Below are 18242 nucleotides of genomic sequence, written 5' to 3'. Positions count from 1 at the left end.
TCCGGCCGGCTGGCGCCGCCGCCGGGATGCAATGAAGATGAGGCGAACGCGCGGCATATCCATGCCGCGGGTCAAGCCTCCTGCAATCGGCCGGACGCCTGTGCGCGCGGCCCTGTCGAGTATTTCGGATGATGAAAATTTTATCATGGCGCCACGTCATTCGCTGGCCGTCGCATTCGAGGGGAACCTCATGTCGCCGCAAGCGCTGACCACTTCCGCGCTGCGTGCATGGCTGCAACTCGCGCATGCGCCGGGCCTCGCGCCGCCCGTGCTGCAGATTCTGCTCGATGCATTCGGCACGCCCACGGCGCTGCTGCGTGCGTCCGACGGCGCCATTGCCGCGGCGAGCAGCGCCGCCGCCGCGCAGGCGGTACGCGCAAGCGAGCGGGACGACCTCGACACGCGCACCGACGCCGCGCTCGCGTGGCTCGATGCGCCGGGCAACGCGATCGTCGCGCTCAACGATCCCGCGTACCCGGCGCGGCTGCGCGACCTGCACGATCCGCCGCCGCTGCTATATGTAAAGGGCCGGCTCGACCTGCTGCATGCCCGCGGCCTTGCCGTGGTCGGCAGCCGCCACGCCACACCGCAAGGGCTCGCCGACGCGACGCGCTTCGCCCACGCGCTGTCCGATGCGGGGCTCGCGATCGTTTCCGGCCTCGCGCTCGGCATCGACGCGGCCGCGCATCGCGGCGGGCTCGACGGCTGCTCCGGCACGATCGCGGTGATCGCGACCGGCGCCGATCTCGTCTACCCGGCGCGGCACCGCACACTCGCCCACGAAATCGCCGCACGCGGCACGATCGTGTCGGAATGGCCGCTCGGCACGCCCGCACGGGCATCGCATTTCCCGCAGCGCAACCGGCTGATTGCCGCGCTCGGGCTCGGCGTGCTCGTCGTCGAAGCCGCGCCGCGCTCCGGTTCGCTGATCACCGCGCGGCTCGCGAACGAGCTGGGCCGCGACGTGTTCGCGATGCCCGGTTCGATCCATGCGCCGCTCGCGCAGGGCTGCCATGCGCTGATTCGCGACGGCGCGAAGCTCGCCGCGACGCCGCTCGACGTGCTCGAGGAATACGGGCTGGGTGAGCCAAGGACTCAGGCTCGGGCTCACGCCGCCGACGGCGCGGCAGGCTCCGCGAATTCGGGCACGATCCCAGGCGCCGGCGATGAATCCGGCAATGCCGGCAGGCGCGCGCGTGCGCGTCCCGTGCAAGCAGCGTCGGCCGATCCAGCGGCAGCCGTCCGGATCGAAGCCGCGCCGCCCGGGTCTCCTGCAGAGCGATCGGTGCTCGTCGCCCTCGGATACGGCCCCGTTACTTACGAATGGCTCGCCGAGCACACCGGCCTGTCCGACGACGTGCTGCACGGCGCGCTGCTCGCGCTCGAGCTGGCCGGCCGCATCGCGAGCGTCCCCGGCGGACGCTTCGCGCGGCTTGACGCGGCGCCCACCCCGCCTGCGTCCGGCGTGCTACATTCCCCGGCATAGGGGCGGCCGTGCCGCCGACGATATCCAAGGAATTCCATGCCCGCGCTGAATCTCGACACCGATGCCGATCGGATCGCCGAGCGCCTCGCCGATCCCGACACGCTGCTGGTCGCCTGCCTGTGCGCCGAATGGTGCGGCACGTGCCGCGACTACCGGACGGCCTTCGACCAGCTCGCCGACGCCCATCCCGATGCCTGCTTCGCGTGGATCGACATCGAAACCCACGCCGACCAGCTCGACGATCTGGACGTCGAGAATTTTCCGACCATCCTGATCGAGGACGCCAACACCGCGCGCTTCTTCGGCACGGTGCTGCCGCACGCGGCGATCGTCGAACGGATGCTGTCCGACCTGAGTGCGGTGCCCGGCACGCCGCACGCTCCGAAATTGCGCAACGTCCTGAACGTCGAGGCGTGAACCGCGCACCGGCCGGGCGGCTTTTCGCACCGTTGCGCGTGCCGCCATGCCGGGCGCTTGCCGCCGTTGCGGCCCCCCTCTATGATGAGCCGCTTTTTACACGCCGCGCCGCCGTCGCTGCGGCGTGTGCTATAAAGCCGTCGTAAAAGGGACCCACACCGGCGATCCCGGTCTACCAACACACACCTGTCATGTCCAAAGCACTGATCATTGCGGAAAAGCCTTCTGTCGCGAACGACATCGCGCGCGCTTTGGGCGGCTTTACCAAGCATGACGAATACTACGAGAGCGACGAATTCGTCCTTTCGTCCGCAGTCGGCCACCTGCTGGAAATTGCCGCCCCTGAAGAGTACGAGGTCAAGCGCGGGAAATGGAGCTTCGCCCATCTGCCCGTCATCCCCCCGCATTTCGACCTCAACCCGATCGCAAAAAGCGAATCGCGGCTGAAGGTCCTCACCAAGCTGATGAAGCGCAAGGACGTCGATCGCCTGATCAACGCATGTGACGCGGGGCGCGAAGGCGAGCTGATTTTCCGCCTGATCGCGCAGCACGCGAAGGCGAAGCAGCCGGTCCAGCGCCTGTGGCTGCAATCGATGACGCCGCAGGCGATCCGCGACGGTTTCGCGAACCTGCGCAGCGACACGGACATGCAGCCGCTCGCCGACGCCGCTCGCTGCCGCTCGGAAGCCGACTGGCTCGTCGGGATCAACGGCACGCGCGCGATGACCGCGTTCAACAGCAAGGGCGGCGGCTTCTTCCTGACGACCGTCGGCCGCGTTCAAACACCAACGCTGTCGATCGTCGTCGAACGTGAAGAGAAAATCCGCCGCTTCGTCCCGCGCGACTACTGGGAAGTGAAGGCCGAGTTCGCATGCGCGGGCGGCTTCTACGAAGGCAAGTGGTTCGACCCGAAATTCAAGCGGGACGAATTCGATCCGGAAAAGCGCGACTCGCGCCTGTGGAGCCTGCCGGCCGCCGAAACCATCGTCGCCGCGTGCCGCGATCAGATCGGCACGGTGTCCGAGGAATCGAAGCCGTCGACGCAACTGTCGCCGCTGCTGTTCGACCTGACGAGCCTGCAGCGCGAGGCGAACAGCCGCTTCGGCTTCTCGGCGAAGAACACGCTCGGTCTCGCGCAGGCGCTGTATGAAAAGCACAAGGTGCTGACCTACCCGCGTACCGACGCGCGCGCGCTGCCGGAAGACTACATTTCGACGGTGCAGTCCACGCTCGAGATGCTCAAGGAGAGCCACAACTACCTGCCGCACGCGAAGCAGGTGCTCGACAAGGGCTGGGTGAAGCCGAACAAGCGGATCTTCGACAACTCGAAGATCAGCGACCACTTCGCAATCATCCCGACGCTGCAGGCGCCGAAGTCGCTGTCCGAGCCGGAGCAGAAGCTGTACGACATGGTCGTGAAGCGCTTCCTCGCGGTGTTCTTCCCCGCCGCCGAATTCCGCGTCACGACACGGATCACCGAAGTCGTCGGCCATCACTTCAAGACCGAAGGCAAGGTGCTCGTCGAGCCGGGCTGGCTGCAGGTGTACGGCCGCGACGCAGAAGGCGCGGACGCGAACCTCGTGCCGGTGCAGAAGGGCGAGAAGGTCAAGACCGACGAGATCGCTGCAGTCGCGCTCGTGACGAAACCGCCGGCACGCTACTCGGAAGCGACGCTGCTGTCCGCAATGGAAGGCGCGGGCAAGCTGGTCGAGGACGACGAACTGCGCGAGGCGATGGCCGCGAAGGGTCTCGGCACGCCGGCCACGCGCGCGGCCATCATCGAAGGCCTGCTCGGCGAGAAATACCTCGTGCGCGAAGGCCGCGAGCTGATCCCGACCGCGAAGGCATTCCAGCTGATGACGCTGTTGCGCGGGCTCGGCGTGAAGGAACTCACGGCCCCCGAGCTCACCGGCGAATGGGAATACAAGCTGTCGCAGATGGAGCGCGGCAACCTCGGGCGCGACGCGTTCATGCAGGAAATCGCCCGCATGACGCAGCAGATCGTCAAGCGCGCGAAGGAATACGATTCCGACACGATCCCCGGCGACTACGCGACGCTCGCGACGCCGTGCCCGAACTGCGGCGGCCAGGTGAAGGAAAACTACCGCCGCTTCGCATGCACGAAGTGCGAGTTCTCGATCTCGAAGATCCCGGGCAGCCGGCAGTTCGAGATCGCGGAAGTCGAGGAACTGCTGCGGGAGAAGACCATCGGCCCGTTGTCCGGTTTCCGCAGCAAGATGGGCCGCCCGTTCTCGGCAATCCTCAAGCTCTCGTTCGACGACGAAACGAAGAACTACAAGCTCGAATTCGACTTCGGCCAGGACCAGGGCGGCGAGGAAGGCGAAGCGCCCGACTTCTCCGCGCAGGAGCCGGTCGGCGCATGCCCGAAGTGCAAGGGCCGCGTGTTCGAGCACGGGATGAGCTATGTGTGCGAACACTCGGTCGCGAACCCGAAGACGTGCGACTTCCGCTCGGGCAAGGTGATCCTGCAGCAGGAAATCACGCGCGAGCAGATGGCCAAGCTGCTCGCCGACGGCCGCACGGATCTGCTGCCGGGCTTCAAGTCGTCGCGTACGGGCCGCAACTTCAAGGCGTTCCTCGTGAAGCAGCCGGACGGCAAGATCGGTTTCGAGTTCGAGAAAAAGGAACCGAAGGCGGCAGCCGCGAAGAAGACGGCAAAATCGGCGACGAAGGATGCCGAAACCGTGACGGAAGGCGCGGAAGAGAAACCGGCACCGGCCCGCAAGACCGCCGCCCGCAAGACGACGGCGCGCAAGACGGGTTCGTAATGGCGACCTGATCGCCGGGGCGTCCCCGGCGCATCGCGCGCCGGCGGATGGCGATAAAAAAACGCGGATCGATCGCTCGATCCGCGTTTTTTCTTTGTGCCGGGGCAACCGCCGCCCGGCGACACGCCGTTACAGCGGCGACGGCACCGCCACGCGCGGACGCGGCGAACGCGCGAGACGCGGCTGCAGGTTCGGGTCGGTCGATTCGGCCGGATCGGCACGCATTTCCACGCCGATCGGCGCAGGCGCCGCGCCCTGCGAGGCCCATTGTTCGCCCATCATCGCGTCGGTCGAGTGGCTGAAATGCTCGACGAGGTGGTCGATGAACGTGCGGACCTTCGCGGGCAGGTGACGCCGGCTCGGATACGCAATGTTGATCTCGACCTGCGGCAGCCGGAAATCCGGCAGCAGCCGCACCAGCGCGCCACGCGCGATGTCGCCGCCGATCAGGTAGCTCGGCAGGATCGCGACGCCCATTCCGAGCAGCGCGAACTGGCGCAGCATCGCGGTGTTGTTCGCGACGATCACGTTGGTCGGCCGGACGCGCACTTCGCCGTCCGGCCCCGTGAACACGCGCTCGTCGCCCCAGTATTCGGTCGGCAGGCTCAGGGCCGGGTGCTCGACGAGCTGCTCCGGATGCGTCGGCACGCCGTGCTTTTCCAGATAGCTCGGCGTCGCACACACGGTCATGCAGCCCGTGGTCAGCCGCCGCGTGACGATGCTCGCGCTGCGCATCTGGCGCGTGACGACGATGCCGACATCGAAACCTTCCTCGACGAGATCGACCTGGCGATCGACCAGCGTCAGATCCGGCACCACTTTCGGGAAATTCTCGGTGTACGACTGCAGGACGGGCGCGAGGTTATGCAGGCCGAATACGACCGGCGCGACGATGCGCAACGTGCCGACCGGCTCGTGGTTGCGCGCGACGACCATCTGTTCGACGTCCTCGAGCTCATCGAGAATCTGGCGCGCCCGCTCCAGATAGACCTGGCCCGACTCCGTCAGCGAAAGGCTGCGTGTGGTGCGGTTCAGCAAACGCGTGCCGAGCCGGCCTTCCAGGTCGGCGACGTGGCGCGTCGCGACCGCGTTCGAGATATCCATTGCACTCGCGGCCCGCGCGAAACTGCCGAGATCCGCAACCTTGACGAACACGCGCATCGACTGCAAATGATCCATAAACGACTCCTGCCGCTGTTACAACTTCAAAAAGTTGAAGCAAATGCGTAATTCTCCTACGACAACGGAAAAGATGCAGAGTTGCCTAACGAGACCGCGAAACGAGATAAAAACAGTCAAAAATCCTCACCTATTGCGGATAATTGATCCAATTATTCTGATTGCAGCAACAATTGGGTGAACCTCGTCGGGTAAGCGGTTGAATCAGGAAAGACCTGTTTGATGCGACACAGCAGCGCACCCGCCGGCATCGCACGGAAGCGGCGCCGGATCAGGCCGGCGCCGATTGCGGCGGAGCGTAACAACCTGTTAAAAAGACACCACGGAGCACGCCGGCGTAGCATCATGTCGGCCCCGGCCGGGCGGGACGGGTGCGCAACGTGCGCCGCCGCCGCCGCCGCTTTCAACGCGCGATTCCCGCTGACCATGAAAATTGCCATCCTCGACGACTACCAGGACGCCGTCCGCAAGCTGAACTGCTTCGAGATGCTTGCCGATCACGACGTGAAGGTCTTCAACAACACGGTGCGCGGCCTGGGACAGCTCGCGAGCCGTCTGGCGGAAGTCGAGGCGCTCGTGCTGATCCGCGAGCGCACGCCGATCACGTCGCAGCTGCTCGCGAAGCTGCCGAATCTGCGCATGATCAGCCAGACCGGCCGCGTGTCGAGCCACATCGACCTCGAAGCCTGTACCGACCGCGGCATCGCGGTGCTCGAAGGCACCGGTTCGCCGGTCGCGCCGGCCGAACTCACCTGGGCGCTCGTGATGGCCGCCCAGCGCCGCATTCCGCAATACGTCGCGAACCTCAAGCAGGGCGCATGGCAGCAATCGGGCCTGAAGACGTCGGCGATGCCGCCGAACTTCGGCCTCGGCCAGGTGCTGCGCGGCCAGACGCTCGGCATCTGGGGCTACGGCAAGATCGGCCGCCTCGTCGCCGGCTACGGCAAGGCATTCGGGATGAACGTGCTGATCTGGGGCCGCGAGCATTCGCTCGAGGCCGCGCGCGCCGACGGCTACACGGCCGCCGAAAGCCGCGAAGCGCTGTTCGAGCAGAGCGACGTGCTGTCGCTGCACCTGCGGATGCACGACGACACGCGCGGCATCGTCAAGCAGGAAGACCTGATGCGGATGAAGCCGACGTCGCTGCTCGTCAACACGAGCCGCGCGGAGCTGCTCGAGGAAAATGCGCTCGTCAACGCGCTGTCGCACAACCGTCCGGGGATGGTCGCGATCGACGTGTTCGAGAGCGAACCGATCCTGCAGGGCTACAGCCTGCTGCGAATGGAAAACGTGATCTGCACGCCGCACATCGGCTACGTCGAACGCGAAAGCTACGAGCTCTATTTCAGCGCGGCGTTCAAGAACATCCTCGCGTTCGACCAGGGCGACATGTCCAGCGTCGCGAACCCGGAAGCGCTGACGCCGATCCGCAAGCGCTGATCCGCGCCGCGCGGGCCGCGCATGTCGCGCGGCCCCGCTTCGCCGCTCCTTTCTTCAGGCGGCCACGCGGCCGCGCGTCATCGCGTCGACGCGCGCAAGAAAATGCTCGCCGTCGCGCCGCCCGAGGTCGTACGCATGCCGCATCTGCGACGGGCTCGTGTAATCCCAGCTCGAAATCGGCACCTTGCTCGACGGCTGCACGTACAGCCGTCGCTGGTCGCCGTGCGCGACCGTGAACATCTGCGGGCGCGGGTATAGCCGCGTGACCAGCACCAGCACATCGCCCGGCGACGGGTCGAGCGCGCCGACCGGCACGTTGTCGACCATCCCGCCATCGAGCACGGGCCGCCCGCCGCGGCGCAGCACCGGCGTGAACGGCGGCGTGCACGACGACTGCAGGATCAGGTCGGCGAGTTCGTCGACGGTCGCACAGGCCTGCGCGCGCACGAACTCGGGACGAAAGCCGAGCCTGCGGCCGAGCGTCGGGTGCAGCGTCTTGCGCACGTATTTTTCGATGTTATACGCGACGAGCCCCGCCGCGACCGCGCTGCGCGCGCCGAGCCAGCGCGGCACGTGCGACACGCCGATGCGGATCTCCGGTGCGTCGGCGAGTTGCGGAAACGGCTCGCCGTAGATGTCGAGCAGCGCCTGGCGGTAGATCCGGTAATGCGGAAACACGGGCTCGCGGCCGAACAGATTGCCCCAGTAAGCGTTCTTGCGGTTGTGGCGCAGCGCTTCCTCGTAATAGCGCATCACCCATGCGGCGTCGCGCGTATACAGCATGCAGGCGGTGGCCGCGCCCGCCGAGATGCCCGCGATCACGCGCGGGCGCAGCCCGAGCGCCGGCTGCGCGACGTCCCAGAAGCCTGCCTGCCACCAGCAGCGATTGCCGCCGCCCGCAAAGACGATCTGGTCGAACATCGCGCCGCTCAACTGACGAGCGCGTAGGTCGACGTCGCGTGAACGGCCATCTTGCCGTCCTCGTCGAACAACTCGACTTCACCGAACACGAGGTTGCGGCCCATCCGCAGCACGCGCGCAGTGACGAGCACGTCGCCCTTGCGCACCGGCCGCATGAAGTTGGTGTTCAGCGAAACGGTCGTCATCGGCCGGAACTCGCCGAGCGCGGCCGAGATCGCGACCACCATCGCCGTGTCGGCCGCGGCCGTGAACACCTGGCCACAGATGATGCCGCCCGAATGACGGAATTCGCCGGAAAACGGCAGGCGCATCGTGACGGTGTCGTCGCCGATCGATACGGGGACCAGACCGAGCGAGCGGACCCATGGGGCCAGCAGGCGATCCAGCAATTCGCGGACTGCGTTTTCGTCCATCTTCGGATGTCCAGAAAACGTTGCGCGACCGCCGCGCAACGCATGTGGACGTCATCATACCGGGAGCGCGCCGATAGCGATGGCTCGTTACCGCGCCGACAGCCGCCGTTGTCGCGATGAAATATTTTGAAGAAATTTGCAGAAAGGACTTGCCAAGGGTGAGATACCCGGGCATAATCTTTCTTCTGTTGGGGGCGTTAGCTCAGTTGGTAGAGCAGCGGACTCTTAATCCGTAGGTCGAGTGTTCGAGTCACTCACGCCCCACCAGGAATTTCAAAGGCCGGTTAGCGCAAGCTAACCGGCCTTTTTCCATTTCCGCTGCCGATTCGCCCCGCCTGCATCGCGGTATGCAGCCGCACGCATCTCCCGCACCGTTTCCGCTAGAATCGTCCGACAAATATCACACGACCGGCACGGCGATCGCCACATCGCTGCCGGCACTGAGAGAGCATGGGACGTCAAACATGGAATCATGTGAACGAGACCGGGCCATTCAGAGGGCATGGTCACGCCGGCGGCAGCGCGCAAGTCGACGCGCGTCGCCCATCCGACCGCATCCGGATCCGTCGCACAACACACGCAGCGAATCCGGTCATGCCGCGTAAGGACGCGTTCGTCGCGTTCGCACTCGGCGTTGCGCTGCTCGCGCTCGCAGCCGCGCTCGCCATCACGGCCAGCAGCACGGCCGGCCAGCTGGTTCGCACGCCGGGCACGGTCGTACGCATCGTGCAGGACAGCGACGCGATGCGTGCGTACCGTCCGATCGTCGCCTACCTCTCGAACGACGGCCAGCGCCGCGAAGTCGCCGGCAATACCGCGTCGAGTGTCCCTGCGTACGACATCGGGGAAAGCGTCGACGTCCTGCTCGACCCCGCCCATCCCGAGCGCCCGGCCCTGATCGACGATTTCGCGCAACGCTGGTTTCCGGCTGCCGTGCCTGCGCTGCTCGCCGTCGTGTCGCTCTCGATCGGCGGCTTGCTATACGTGAACGAGCGCCGCAACCGGCGATCCGGCGCACTGCCGCGCCGCGCTGCCGCCAAACCGGTGCGGCGCCGCTGGAACATCGCGGCCGTGCTGATCCCGATCGCGATCGGCACCGGCTTCCTGGCCGGTGCAGGCGCCGCGGGCCTGCGCCAGTGGCAGATCGCCCATCATTACGCACACTCGATCGGCCACGTCGTCGAGGTGGCCGGCACCGCACGCTCGTCGCGCCATTCGGCGATCGTCGCGTTCACGACCGACAGCGGCCGCCCGATCACGTTCACGCAAGGCCCGGCGTCATCGCCACGCGGGCTGCATGAAGGCGACGCGGTCAACGTGCTGTACGACCCCGTCACGCCGGAGCGTGCGGTCGTCGACCAGTTCTGGGATCGCTGGCGCGTCGCGGGCATCCTGTTCGCGATCGGTGCGCCGCTCTTCGTTGCCGGGCTGTTCGCCGCCGCGAGGCTGTGGCCCGAACATCGGCTGCACGAAGTCGCCGAATGACGAATACGGAGCCGGGCCGGTCAAACCGCGCGGCGTCGGCTTCACCGCTCCCTGAACGCCTCCACCTTCGCGCGATTCCCGCACGTGCGCATGTCGCACCACCGTCGTCCGACGCCTCGGCCGCGATCGACGAAGAACCACGTACAGCGGCCGCATTGCCGAACGCGCGCGAGATCGTCGCTGCGCAGCAGATGCTCGAACCCGAGCGCCGCCGCATCCATCCAGCGCGACGCGGCACGCGCATCGGGCCGCCATGCGAAGCGGCCATCGACCGCGTCGAATGTGCTGCGCCCGATCGCATCGCGAATCGCCTCCGCGAGACGGTTCGCCGCTCGCGCGCCTGCGCTGCCGCCGTCGCCGGCCGTCAGATGCGCGAGCGCGGCATAAGCGTCCTCGCGAAAACCGTGCAGCGCGGCGAGCTCGTCCACACCATCCTGCCGGGGATGACGCAGAAACCGCGTCAGGTCGGCCTCCGCCAGCAAGCCCGACTTCCCGGCCCACGCGCGCACGGCCGGCCAGTCGACGAACTTGTCGTCGTCACGCGTCTTGCCCGTGTCGGCCACCGTGTTCAGGAAGTCGAGCGCCGGATGGCCGCCGACGAAATCGGCCGCGCTCCATGCATGCGCCTGTCGCTCAGGGTCGTATCGAGTAACCATTTATTTTCACCTATCGATTTCACATCCGGATAAACCGGCGTAACCTGTTAACAACCAAAACAGGTTAGCACGGAGATGCCGATGCTCGAATTGCCGAACCGCTTCGATTTCGAAGGTCACCGGATCGCATGGGGAACGCTCGGTGAAGGGCCGCCGCTGGTGCTCGTTCACGGCACGCCGTTTTCATCGCAGGTGTGGCGACGCATCGCCCCGTGGCTCGCGCGGCGCCATCGCGTGTTGTTCTACGACCTGCTCGGCTACGGCCAGTCGGACATGCCGGACGCGGACGTATCGCTCGGCCGGCAAAACGTGCTGTTCGGCGCGATGCTCGACGCATGGAACATCGTGCGCCCGCGCGTGCTCGCACACGACTACGGCGGGGCAACCGTGCTGCGCGCGCATTTCCTCGACGGCATTGCATATTCCGACCTGACGCTCGTGAACCCGGTCGCGATCGCGCCGCAAGGCTCGCCGTTCGTGCGGCACGTCGCGCAGCATGAAGCCGCGTTCGCCGGCCTGCCGGCCTATGCGCATCACGCACTCGTGTCGGCCTATATCGGCAATGCGGTCGCGCGGCCGTTGAGCGACGACGTGCTGTCGATCTACCGTTCGCCGTGGCTCACGCCCGCCGGCCAATCCGCGTTCTATCGGCAGATCGCGCAGATGCGCCAGCGCTACGTCGAGGAAGCCGAAGCCCGTTACGCGCGGCCGGACTTTCCGGTACGCATCGTGTGGGGCGAGGACGACGGCTGGATTCCGCTCGAGCAGGGGCAGGCGCTCGCCGATCGCATCGCGGGCGGCAAGCTGATCCGCGTACCACGCGCGGGGCACCTCGTTCAGGAGGATGCGCCGGAAGCGATCGTCGCGGCGGTGCTCGACGGGCACGCGTGCGGTTGAGCGCGGTTGAGCGCCGCCGCGCAGCACGTCAGAGGGCCGGCACGCCTTGCGCGAGCGTCGCGACGAACTTCGCGGTGCGCGGGTCGCGCGGCCGGCCGAACAGCTCGCGCGACGCGCCGGCTTCGACTACGCGGCCTTCCGCGAGAAACACCGCATCGTGCGCAACCGATGCGGCCAGACGCAGATCGTGCGTGGCCATCAGCATGGTCGTGCCTTCGCGCGCGAGCTGGCGCAGCACCTCGACGACTTCGACGGACAGCTCGGGATCGAGCGCCGACGTCGGTTCGTCGCACAGCAGCACCTGCGGCGACGGCGCGAGCGCACGCGCGATCGCGACGCGCTGCTGCTGCCCGCCCGACAAGGTCGCGGGCCACGCGTCGGCCTTGTCCGCAATGCCGACCTTGTCGAGCAACGCGAGCGCGCGTTCGCGTGCCTGCTCGCGCGGCCAGCGCTGCACGGTCACGAGCCCTTCCATCACGTTCTGCACGACGCTCAGGTGCGGAAACAGCTGGAAATTCTGGAACACCATGCCGGTCTGCCGGCGCACCGCGAACACGGCGTCGCGCGACGGCCGGTGCCCCGCCGTGAATTCGATGCGCGCGTCACCGACCGTGAGCGTGCCCGTCTCGGGCACTTCGAGCAGGTTCACGCAGCGCAGCAGCGTGCTCTTGCCGCTGCCGGACGGCCCGATCAGCGCCGTCACGCTGCCGGGCTGCAATGCGAGGTCGATCGCGCTCAGCACGCGATGCGCGCCGAACGACTTGTCGATGCGCTCGAGACGAATCATCGCAACTCCGCATGGAACAGCGCGTGACGGCCGAAACGGAGTTCGAGGCGACGTTGCAGCGTGGAGAGCACCGAGCTGAACAGCAGATAGATCAATGCGGCTTCGGTGTAGAGGATCAGCGGCTCGTAGGTCACGGCCGCGATGCGCTGCGCGGCCTGGAAGATTTCCGGCACGGTCAGCACGGCCGCGAGCGACGTGTCCTTCACGAGCGAAATGAACGAATTCGACAGCGCGGGCAGCGCGACGCGCGCGGCCTGCGGCAGGATCGCGCGACGCAGCGCCTGCGCGCGCGTCATCGCCATCGAATAGGCGGCTTCCCACTGCCCCTTCGGGATCGATTCGATCACGCCGCGAATCACCTCGGCGTTGTACGCACCGACGTTCAGCGAGAAGCCGATCACGGCGGCGGTCAAAGGATCGAGCACGATGCCGACATTCGGTAGTCCGTAGAAGATCACGAACAACTGTACGAGCAGCGGCGAACCGCGAAACAGCCAGATGTAGAAGCGTACGCCGGCCTGCGCCCAGCGCGGCCCGAACAGGCGCGCGAGCGCCGCACCGAACGCGAGCAGCAGGCCGATCGCGAACGACGCGAGCGTGAGCGGAACCGTGAACACGAGCCCCGCAACGAGCAGGGGCCGCAGCGATTCCGCCATCAGGTGCAGCCAGGCCGGCATCGTTCAGCCTCGCATCACGGCTGCGACACGTCGCGGCCGAAATACTTCTGCGAGATCTTCGCGTAGGTGCCGTCGGCCTTGATGTCGGCGAGCGCCTTGTCGATCGCGGCCACCAGCGCGGGGCTGCCCTTGCGCAGCAGCACGCCCGACGCATCGCCGGCGCCGGTCGTGTCGGTCGCCGCGATCTTCAGTTTCGCGTCGGGCTTGTGCTTGCGGAAATCGAGGTACGACAGCGAGTCGTTGATCGTCGCGTCGACGCGCCCCGAGCTCAGCAAATCGATCGATTCGTTGAAGCCCTGCACCGGCACCACGTCCGCACCGTGCGCGGCCGCGAGCTTGCCGAAGTTGCTCGTCAGCGTGTTCGCGGATTTCTTGCCCTTCAGGTCGTCGAACGAGCGGATCGACGTGTTGTCCGCGCGCACGATCAGCACCGCGTGCGACGTGATGTACGGCGTCGAGAAATCGTATTTCGCCTTGCGCGCGTCGGTGATCGACACTTCGTTGACGACCGCGTCGTAGCGGTTCACGTCGAGGCCCGCGATCAGCCCGTCCCACTTGCCTTCGACGAATTCGGGCTTCACGCCGAGCCGCTGCGCGATCGCGGTCGCGATGTCGACGTCGAAGCCGGTCAGCTTGCCCGTCGCATCGTGATACGTGAACGGCGCATACGTGCCTTCGGTGCCGACCCGGAACACGCCGGCCGACTTGATCTGCGACAGGTCGTCGGCAGCGAGCGCACTCGTGGCCGCGACGGCCTGCAGCATCGCGACGACCAGGATGGAGCGGAGGATTTTCATGATGCGGACCCCGAATGATTGAAGGGAGTGATCCCGCCGGCGCACGTGCGCCGTTCGAGAGGTCCGCGAATTCTACCGATGCGGGCAAGCCCGGCAAAAACGCAAATCGGCTAACGATATGAGCCGATCGAATAACGCCCGCACCGGCCGTGAAACCGGTGCGGGCGCGAATGTCCGCACATTACGTGCGACTTACCACGGCAGCGAATAGGTCTTCGTATTCGTGAAGCTCTTCATCGCTTCCTGCACGCCTTCCTTGTAGCCGAGCCCCGAATCCTTCACGCCGCCGAACGGCGTCAGTTCGAGCCGGTAGCCCGGCACCTCGCGCACGTTCACGCTGCCGACTTCGAGCTCCGTGATGAAGCGCGTGATGCTGTCGAAGCGGTTCGTGCAGACCGACGACGACAACGCATAGTCGGTGCTGTTCGACATCCGGATCGCCTCGTCGATGTCGCGAAAGCGCATGATCGGCGACACGGGCCCGAACGTCTCGTACTTCACGAGCGGCATGTCGGGCGTCACGCGATCGACGACCGTCGGCGAATACAGCGCGCCGTCGCGCACGTTGCCGACCAGCAGGCGCGCGCCGCGCGAAATCGCGTCGTTCACCTGCTGCTCGCAGAACTTCGCGGCCGCTTCGTCGATCACCGTGCCCATGTCGACCGACGGATCGGCCGGGTTGCCGTACGCCCACGCGCGGGTCTTCTCGACCACCAGCTCGGTGAAGCGGTCGGCCACCGCCTCGTGCACGAGCATCCGCTTGATCGCGGTGCAGCGCTGCCCCGAGTTCTTGTACGAGCCCGACACCGCGAGCGTGCTGGCCTCGTCGAGGTCGGCATCCTCCATCACGATGATCGGGTCGTTGCCGCCGAGCTCGAGCACCGCGCGCCGGTAGCCCATCCGTGACGCGATCGATTTGCCGATCGACACGCCGCCGGTGAACGTGATCAGGTCGATCGCCGGGTTCGTGATCAGTTCGTCCGCGATGTCCTTCGGGTCGCCGGTCAGCACCTGCAGCATCTGCGGCGGCAGGCCTGCTTCGTACAGGATGTCCGCGAACAGGTAGCACGACAGCGGCACCTTCTCCGACGGCTTCACGACGATCCGGTTGTTGGTGGCGACCGACGGCACGACCTTGTGCGCGACCTGGTTCATCGGATGATTGAACGGCGTGATCGCGGAAATCACGCCGAGCAGCGGCTCGCGCTGCGTGTACACGCGGCGCTTCTTGCCGTGCGGCGTCAGATCGCACGAGAAGATCTGCCCGTCGTCCTTCAGCACTTCGCCCGCGCCGAACGTGAGCACGTCGGCGACGCGCCCCGCTTCATACGTCGAATCCTTGATGCACAACCCGGCTTCGGCCGTGATCAGCTCGGCGATCTCGGCGGTGCGGGCACGCACGATGTCGGCCGCACGACGCAGGATCGCCGCCCGCTCGTGGCGCGTGAGCGACGGCCGGTACGCGCGGGCAGCCGCGAATGCGCGCCGCACGTCGTCGAGCGTCGCCTTCGGCACGGTGCCGACGAGCGAGCCGTCGTACGGGTTTCGTACCTCGATCACCGCGTCGCGATGGATCCGTTCACCATCGATTCGCAGTGCTTCACGATGAAGCGCGTGGACATCCGTCGATGCTGCAATGGCGTTCATGAGTATCTCCCTGGCGGATACGTGCGTATCACTGCAGATGGTTGAGCGCGATGTCGATGATGTCGAAGTTGCGCAGCCGCGCGCGGCCCGAAACGTCGGTCGCGACCGGCTTGCTGAAGATCAGCGGCACGATCTGCTCGGAGATCCCGCCGTGCGAGCGCAGCGGCACGTCGAGGCCGGACAGGTCGTGCTTGATGCGGCGCGTGCCGAGCACGACGTCCTGCTTCGAGATCACGATCAGGTCGCCCATCCGCGCCGGCGGCAGCTCGAACCGCGCGCAGCCTTCGGCCCCCGTCAGCACGACCTCGATGCCGTCCACCGCGGCGAGCCGCGCGCGCAGCGCGTCGGCATCGGCGGAATCCGGCACGTAGACCGTCGCGAACGAGCCGAGCGCGCCGTGGTGCACGACGTACGGATCGGTGATCGGCAGGATCACGCGCGCCGCATCGTGGCCGAGCCACTCGTCGAACAGCTCCTGCAGGTAGATCACGTTCGGCTCGCCGGTCTCGCCGTCGTGCTTCGCGTTCATCCCGTGGTCGGCCGTGATCGCGACGATCGCGCCGAGTTCGTCGAGCCGCTTCAGGTACGTGTCCATCATCTGGTAGAACGCGTTCGCGCCGTCCGTGCCGGGTGCGCACTTGTGCTGCACGTAGTCGGTGGTCGACAGGTACATCAGGTCGATCGGGCGCGTCTCGAGCAGGCGCACGCCGGCTGCGAACACGAATTCCGACAGGTCCGCGCTGTACACGCTCGGCACCGGCTTGCCGACCAGTTCGAGCACGTTGTCGATGCCGTTTTCCTCGATGCTCGCCTCGTCGGCCTTTTCCGACGAGAAGCAGATGCCCTTGAGCCCCTTGCCGAGCAGGCGCCGCAGCTTGTCCTTCGCGGTGACGACCGCGACGCGCGCGCCCTGTTCGGCGAAGGTCGCGAGCACGGTGGGCGCGACGAGGTACTTCGGATCGTTCATCAGCACCTCGGCGCCGGTGTCGCGATCGTAGAAGTAGTTGCCGCTGATCCCGTGGATCGCCGGCGGCACGCCGGTCACGATCGACAGGTTGTTCGGGTTCGTGAAGCTCGGCACCACGCACTCGCCCTTGAGCGCCGTGCCCGGCTTCAGCAGCGTGCGCAGGAACGGCGCAACGCCGGCCTCGGCCGCCATCTCGAGATATTCATAGGCGCAGCCGTCGACGCAGACGACCACCACGGGGCGGCTCATCCAGTTGTAGCGGCGGCCGTTCACTTCCACGGATACAGGCGTTTCAGTCATGACGTTCAGTCCTTTCGGTTCGAAGGGGGTTGAGCTGTCGGCGCCCGCGCCGCGCCGAGGAGGTGTTTTCCATGCTTGACATTAAAATGGATGATTTGTAGATTGTCAACAACATGCAGAGAACAGAAAGCAAAATACGAAAGCACGAGGAAGCACGAAGAGGGCTGGTCTCCACTCATCCGCCGCTCGCCGCGGCGCCACAGTCAAGGGGTCTGAAGATGAACGAAGTGCCGGTACACAAGCGTTTGAATGGATGGGCGACGGGCGTGGCCCGTCTCGCGCTGGCCGCCGCAGTCGCGCTGGGCGCGGCGCAGGCGGCCCACGCGAAGACGTCGCTGCTCGTCTACACCGCGCTGGAAGACGAGGCGATGAAGCCCTACAAGGACGCGTTCGAGAAGGCGAACCCCGATATCGAGATCCACTGGGTGCGCGACTCGACTGGCTCGGTCACCGCGAAACTCCTCGCCGAAAAGAACAACCCGCGCGCGGACGTCGTGCTCGGCCTCGCCGCATCGAGCCTCACGCTGCTCGACCTGCAGGGGATGCTGATGCCGTACGCGCCGAAGGGCTTCGACCAGCTCACGCGCAAGTACAGCGACGCGAACACGCCGCCGCGCTGGGTCGGCATGGACGTGTGGGGCGCGACGATCTGCTACAACCGCGTCGCCGCGCAGGCGAAGAACATTCCGAAGCCGACGTCGTGGGAAGACCTGACGAAGCCGATCTACAAGGGCGCGATCGTGATGCCGAGCCCGGTGTCGTCGGGCACCGGCTATCTCGACGTCACGGCGTGGCTGCAGACCTTCGGCGACGACCGCGGCTGGAAATTCATGGACGCGCTCGACAAGAACGTCGCGCAGTACGTGCATTCGGGCTCGAAGCCGTGCACGCTCGCCGGCACCGGCGAATTCCCGATCGGCATCTCGTTCGAATTCCGCGGCCACGAGCTGCAGGCGCAGGGCGCGCCGATCGACCTGGTGTTCCCGAAGGAAGGCCTCGGCTGGGACATGGAAGGCACGGCGATCATGAAGACGACCAAGCAGCCGGACGCCGCGAAGAAGCTCGCCGACTTCATGGCGAGCAAGGAAGCGAACGAGATCACCGCGCGCTGGTGGGCGATCGTCGCGTACCCGGGCGTCGCGCGCAAGCTCTCGGGCATTCCCGACAACTATGCGGACCTGCTCGTGAAGAACGACTTCGTGTGGTCCGCGAAGAACCGCCTGTCGATTCTCGACACCTGGCAGAAGCGCTACGGGGCGAAGACGCAGCAATGACCCGGCAGTAACGCCGCACCCGGCAGCGGGGCCGCGTCACGCGCCGCCCCGCATCTGTTCCCATCGTCGTATCCGGCCCGCTGGCGGGCCGCCCGCAGCGTGGAGGCGTG

The 18242-nt window shown here is 66.5% G+C and carries 16 protein-coding genes and 1 tRNA gene; 8 read left to right on the top strand and 9 right to left on the bottom strand.

What is annotated here, in order from left to right:
* The first annotated feature begins 145 nt into the window (after positions 1–145).
* The 3 genes from dprA (at position 146) to BME24068_RS30060 (ending at position 4692) form a co-directional block, all read left to right on the top strand.
* Positions 146–1486, top strand: coding sequence for a DNA-processing protein DprA (gene dprA, locus BME24068_RS30070; protein WP_239007888.1), 1341 nt, complete (start codon positions 146–148; stop codon positions 1484–1486).
* Between the two features lie 36 nt (positions 1487–1522).
* On the top strand, positions 1523–1903 hold the full coding sequence (locus BME24068_RS30065; protein WP_096508454.1) for a thioredoxin family protein: 381 nt from the start codon (positions 1523–1525) through the stop codon (positions 1901–1903).
* 191 nt (positions 1904–2094) lie between these two features.
* Positions 2095–4692, top strand: a complete 2598-nt coding sequence (locus tag BME24068_RS30060; protein WP_096508453.1) for a DNA topoisomerase III — start codon at positions 2095–2097, stop codon at positions 4690–4692.
* Positions 4693–4821: 129 nt separating this feature from the next.
* Here the strand turns inward: BME24068_RS30060 and BME24068_RS30055 are convergent, their stop codons facing one another.
* Entirely contained in the window at positions 4822–5871 is a 1050-nt protein-coding gene (locus tag BME24068_RS30055) for a LysR family transcriptional regulator (protein WP_096508452.1), read from the bottom strand.
* Between the two features lie 426 nt (positions 5872–6297).
* Between BME24068_RS30055 and BME24068_RS30050 the strand changes: the two genes are divergently transcribed.
* Entirely contained in the window at positions 6298–7311 is a 1014-nt protein-coding gene (locus tag BME24068_RS30050; RefSeq protein WP_096508450.1) for a D-2-hydroxyacid dehydrogenase family protein, read from the top strand.
* Positions 7312–7365: 54 nt separating this feature from the next.
* Here BME24068_RS30050 and BME24068_RS30045 read toward each other — a convergent pair whose 3' ends face one another.
* Positions 7366–8232: a patatin-like phospholipase family protein gene (locus BME24068_RS30045; protein WP_174928227.1), complete on the bottom strand. Its 867-nt coding sequence runs from the start codon at positions 8230–8232 to the stop codon at positions 7366–7368.
* 8 nt (positions 8233–8240) lie between these two features.
* A complete protein-coding gene (locus BME24068_RS30040) occupies positions 8241–8645 on the bottom strand; it encodes a PaaI family thioesterase (RefSeq protein ID WP_096508449.1) in 405 nt (134 codons plus the stop codon).
* A gap of 191 nt (positions 8646–8836) precedes the next feature.
* Here BME24068_RS30040 and BME24068_RS30035 point away from each other — a divergent pair.
* Both BME24068_RS30035 and BME24068_RS30030 read left to right on the top strand, forming a co-directional pair.
* Positions 8837–8912, top strand: a tRNA-Lys gene (locus BME24068_RS30035).
* A 327-nt stretch (positions 8913–9239) separates the two neighbouring features.
* The gene (locus BME24068_RS30030) at positions 9240–10130 is read left to right on the top strand and encodes a DUF3592 domain-containing protein (RefSeq protein ID WP_420887551.1); all 891 of its coding nucleotides are present in this window, start codon (positions 9240–9242) and stop codon (positions 10128–10130) included.
* Positions 10131–10171: 41 nt separating this feature from the next.
* Here the strand turns inward: BME24068_RS30030 and BME24068_RS30025 are convergent, their stop codons facing one another.
* Positions 10172–10786, bottom strand: coding sequence for a CGNR zinc finger domain-containing protein (locus BME24068_RS30025; protein WP_174928225.1), 615 nt, complete (start codon positions 10784–10786; stop codon positions 10172–10174).
* Positions 10787–10867: 81 nt separating this feature from the next.
* Here BME24068_RS30025 and BME24068_RS30020 point away from each other — a divergent pair, with 81 nt between their 5' ends.
* Complete coding sequence (locus tag BME24068_RS30020; RefSeq protein ID WP_174928224.1) at positions 10868–11683, top strand: alpha/beta fold hydrolase; 816 nt, start codon at positions 10868–10870, stop codon at positions 11681–11683.
* Positions 11684–11711: 28 nt separating this feature from the next.
* Here the strand turns inward: BME24068_RS30020 and BME24068_RS30015 are convergent, their stop codons facing one another.
* From BME24068_RS30015 to phnA, 5 genes are all read right to left on the bottom strand, one after another.
* Complete coding sequence (locus tag BME24068_RS30015; protein ID WP_174928223.1) at positions 11712–12470, bottom strand: amino acid ABC transporter ATP-binding protein; 759 nt, start codon at positions 12468–12470, stop codon at positions 11712–11714.
* Positions 12467–13147 (bottom strand): amino acid ABC transporter permease, encoded by a 681-nt coding sequence (locus tag BME24068_RS30010; RefSeq protein WP_096508445.1) that lies wholly within the window; start codon positions 13145–13147, stop codon positions 12467–12469. The genes BME24068_RS30015 and BME24068_RS30010 overlap by 4 nt, the downstream gene beginning before the upstream one ends.
* A 14-nt stretch (positions 13148–13161) precedes the next feature.
* Entirely contained in the window at positions 13162–13944 is a 783-nt protein-coding gene (locus BME24068_RS30005; protein WP_096508444.1) for an amino acid ABC transporter substrate-binding protein, read from the bottom strand.
* Positions 13945–14136: 192 nt separating this feature from the next.
* On the bottom strand, positions 14137–15591 hold the full coding sequence (gene phnY, locus BME24068_RS30000) for a phosphonoacetaldehyde dehydrogenase (RefSeq protein ID WP_174928222.1): 1455 nt from the start codon (positions 15589–15591) through the stop codon (positions 14137–14139).
* 28 nt (positions 15592–15619) lie between these two features.
* Positions 15620–16858: a phosphonoacetate hydrolase gene (gene phnA / locus BME24068_RS29995; protein WP_096508442.1), complete on the bottom strand. Its 1239-nt coding sequence runs from the start codon at positions 16856–16858 to the stop codon at positions 15620–15622.
* A 218-nt stretch (positions 16859–17076) separates the two neighbouring features.
* Here phnA and BME24068_RS29990 point away from each other — a divergent pair, with 218 nt between their 5' ends.
* Positions 17077–18132 (top strand): putative 2-aminoethylphosphonate ABC transporter substrate-binding protein, encoded by a 1056-nt coding sequence (locus tag BME24068_RS29990; protein WP_174928221.1) that lies wholly within the window; start codon positions 17077–17079, stop codon positions 18130–18132.
* The last annotated feature ends 110 nt before the right edge of the window (positions 18133–18242 follow it).

This window comes from Burkholderia anthina, assembly GCF_902498995.1.
In the GTDB taxonomy this organism is placed as follows: Bacteria; Pseudomonadota; Gammaproteobacteria; order Burkholderiales; family Burkholderiaceae; genus Burkholderia; species Burkholderia anthina.
The sequence above is the reverse complement of the archived record's forward strand: the minus strand, read 5'-3'. Positions and strand labels throughout refer to the sequence as shown.

Excerpts from the sequence above, each read along its gene's own strand:
- dprA (WP_239007888.1), top strand. The coding sequence starts at position 146 with ATGGCGCCACGTCATTCGCTGGCCGTCGCATTCGAGGGGAACCTCATG.
- BME24068_RS30065 (WP_096508454.1), top strand. The coding sequence starts at position 1,523 with ATGCCCGCGCTGAATCTCGACACCGATGCCGATCGGATCGCCGAGCGC.
- BME24068_RS30060 (WP_096508453.1), top strand. The coding sequence starts at position 2,095 with ATGTCCAAAGCACTGATCATTGCGGAAAAGCCTTCTGTCGCGAACGAC.
- BME24068_RS30055 (WP_096508452.1), bottom strand. The coding sequence starts at position 5,871 with ATGGATCATTTGCAGTCGATGCGCGTGTTCGTCAAGGTTGCGGATCTC.
- BME24068_RS30050 (WP_096508450.1), top strand. The coding sequence starts at position 6,298 with ATGAAAATTGCCATCCTCGACGACTACCAGGACGCCGTCCGCAAGCTG.
- BME24068_RS30045 (WP_174928227.1), bottom strand. The coding sequence starts at position 8,232 with ATGTTCGACCAGATCGTCTTTGCGGGCGGCGGCAATCGCTGCTGGTGG.
- BME24068_RS30040 (WP_096508449.1), bottom strand. The coding sequence starts at position 8,645 with ATGGACGAAAACGCAGTCCGCGAATTGCTGGATCGCCTGCTGGCCCCA.
- BME24068_RS30030 (WP_420887551.1), top strand. The coding sequence starts at position 9,240 with ATGCCGCGTAAGGACGCGTTCGTCGCGTTCGCACTCGGCGTTGCGCTG.
- BME24068_RS30025 (WP_174928225.1), bottom strand. The coding sequence starts at position 10,786 with ATGGTTACTCGATACGACCCTGAGCGACAGGCGCATGCATGGAGCGCG.
- BME24068_RS30020 (WP_174928224.1), top strand. The coding sequence starts at position 10,868 with ATGCTCGAATTGCCGAACCGCTTCGATTTCGAAGGTCACCGGATCGCA.
- BME24068_RS30015 (WP_174928223.1), bottom strand. The coding sequence starts at position 12,470 with ATGATTCGTCTCGAGCGCATCGACAAGTCGTTCGGCGCGCATCGCGTG.
- BME24068_RS30010 (WP_096508445.1), bottom strand. The coding sequence starts at position 13,147 with ATGCCGGCCTGGCTGCACCTGATGGCGGAATCGCTGCGGCCCCTGCTC.
- BME24068_RS30005 (WP_096508444.1), bottom strand. The coding sequence starts at position 13,944 with ATGAAAATCCTCCGCTCCATCCTGGTCGTCGCGATGCTGCAGGCCGTC.
- phnY (WP_174928222.1), bottom strand. The coding sequence starts at position 15,591 with ATGAACGCCATTGCAGCATCGACGGATGTCCACGCGCTTCATCGTGAA.
- phnA (WP_096508442.1), bottom strand. The coding sequence starts at position 16,858 with ATGACTGAAACGCCTGTATCCGTGGAAGTGAACGGCCGCCGCTACAAC.
- BME24068_RS29990 (WP_174928221.1), top strand. The coding sequence starts at position 17,077 with ATGAACGAAGTGCCGGTACACAAGCGTTTGAATGGATGGGCGACGGGC.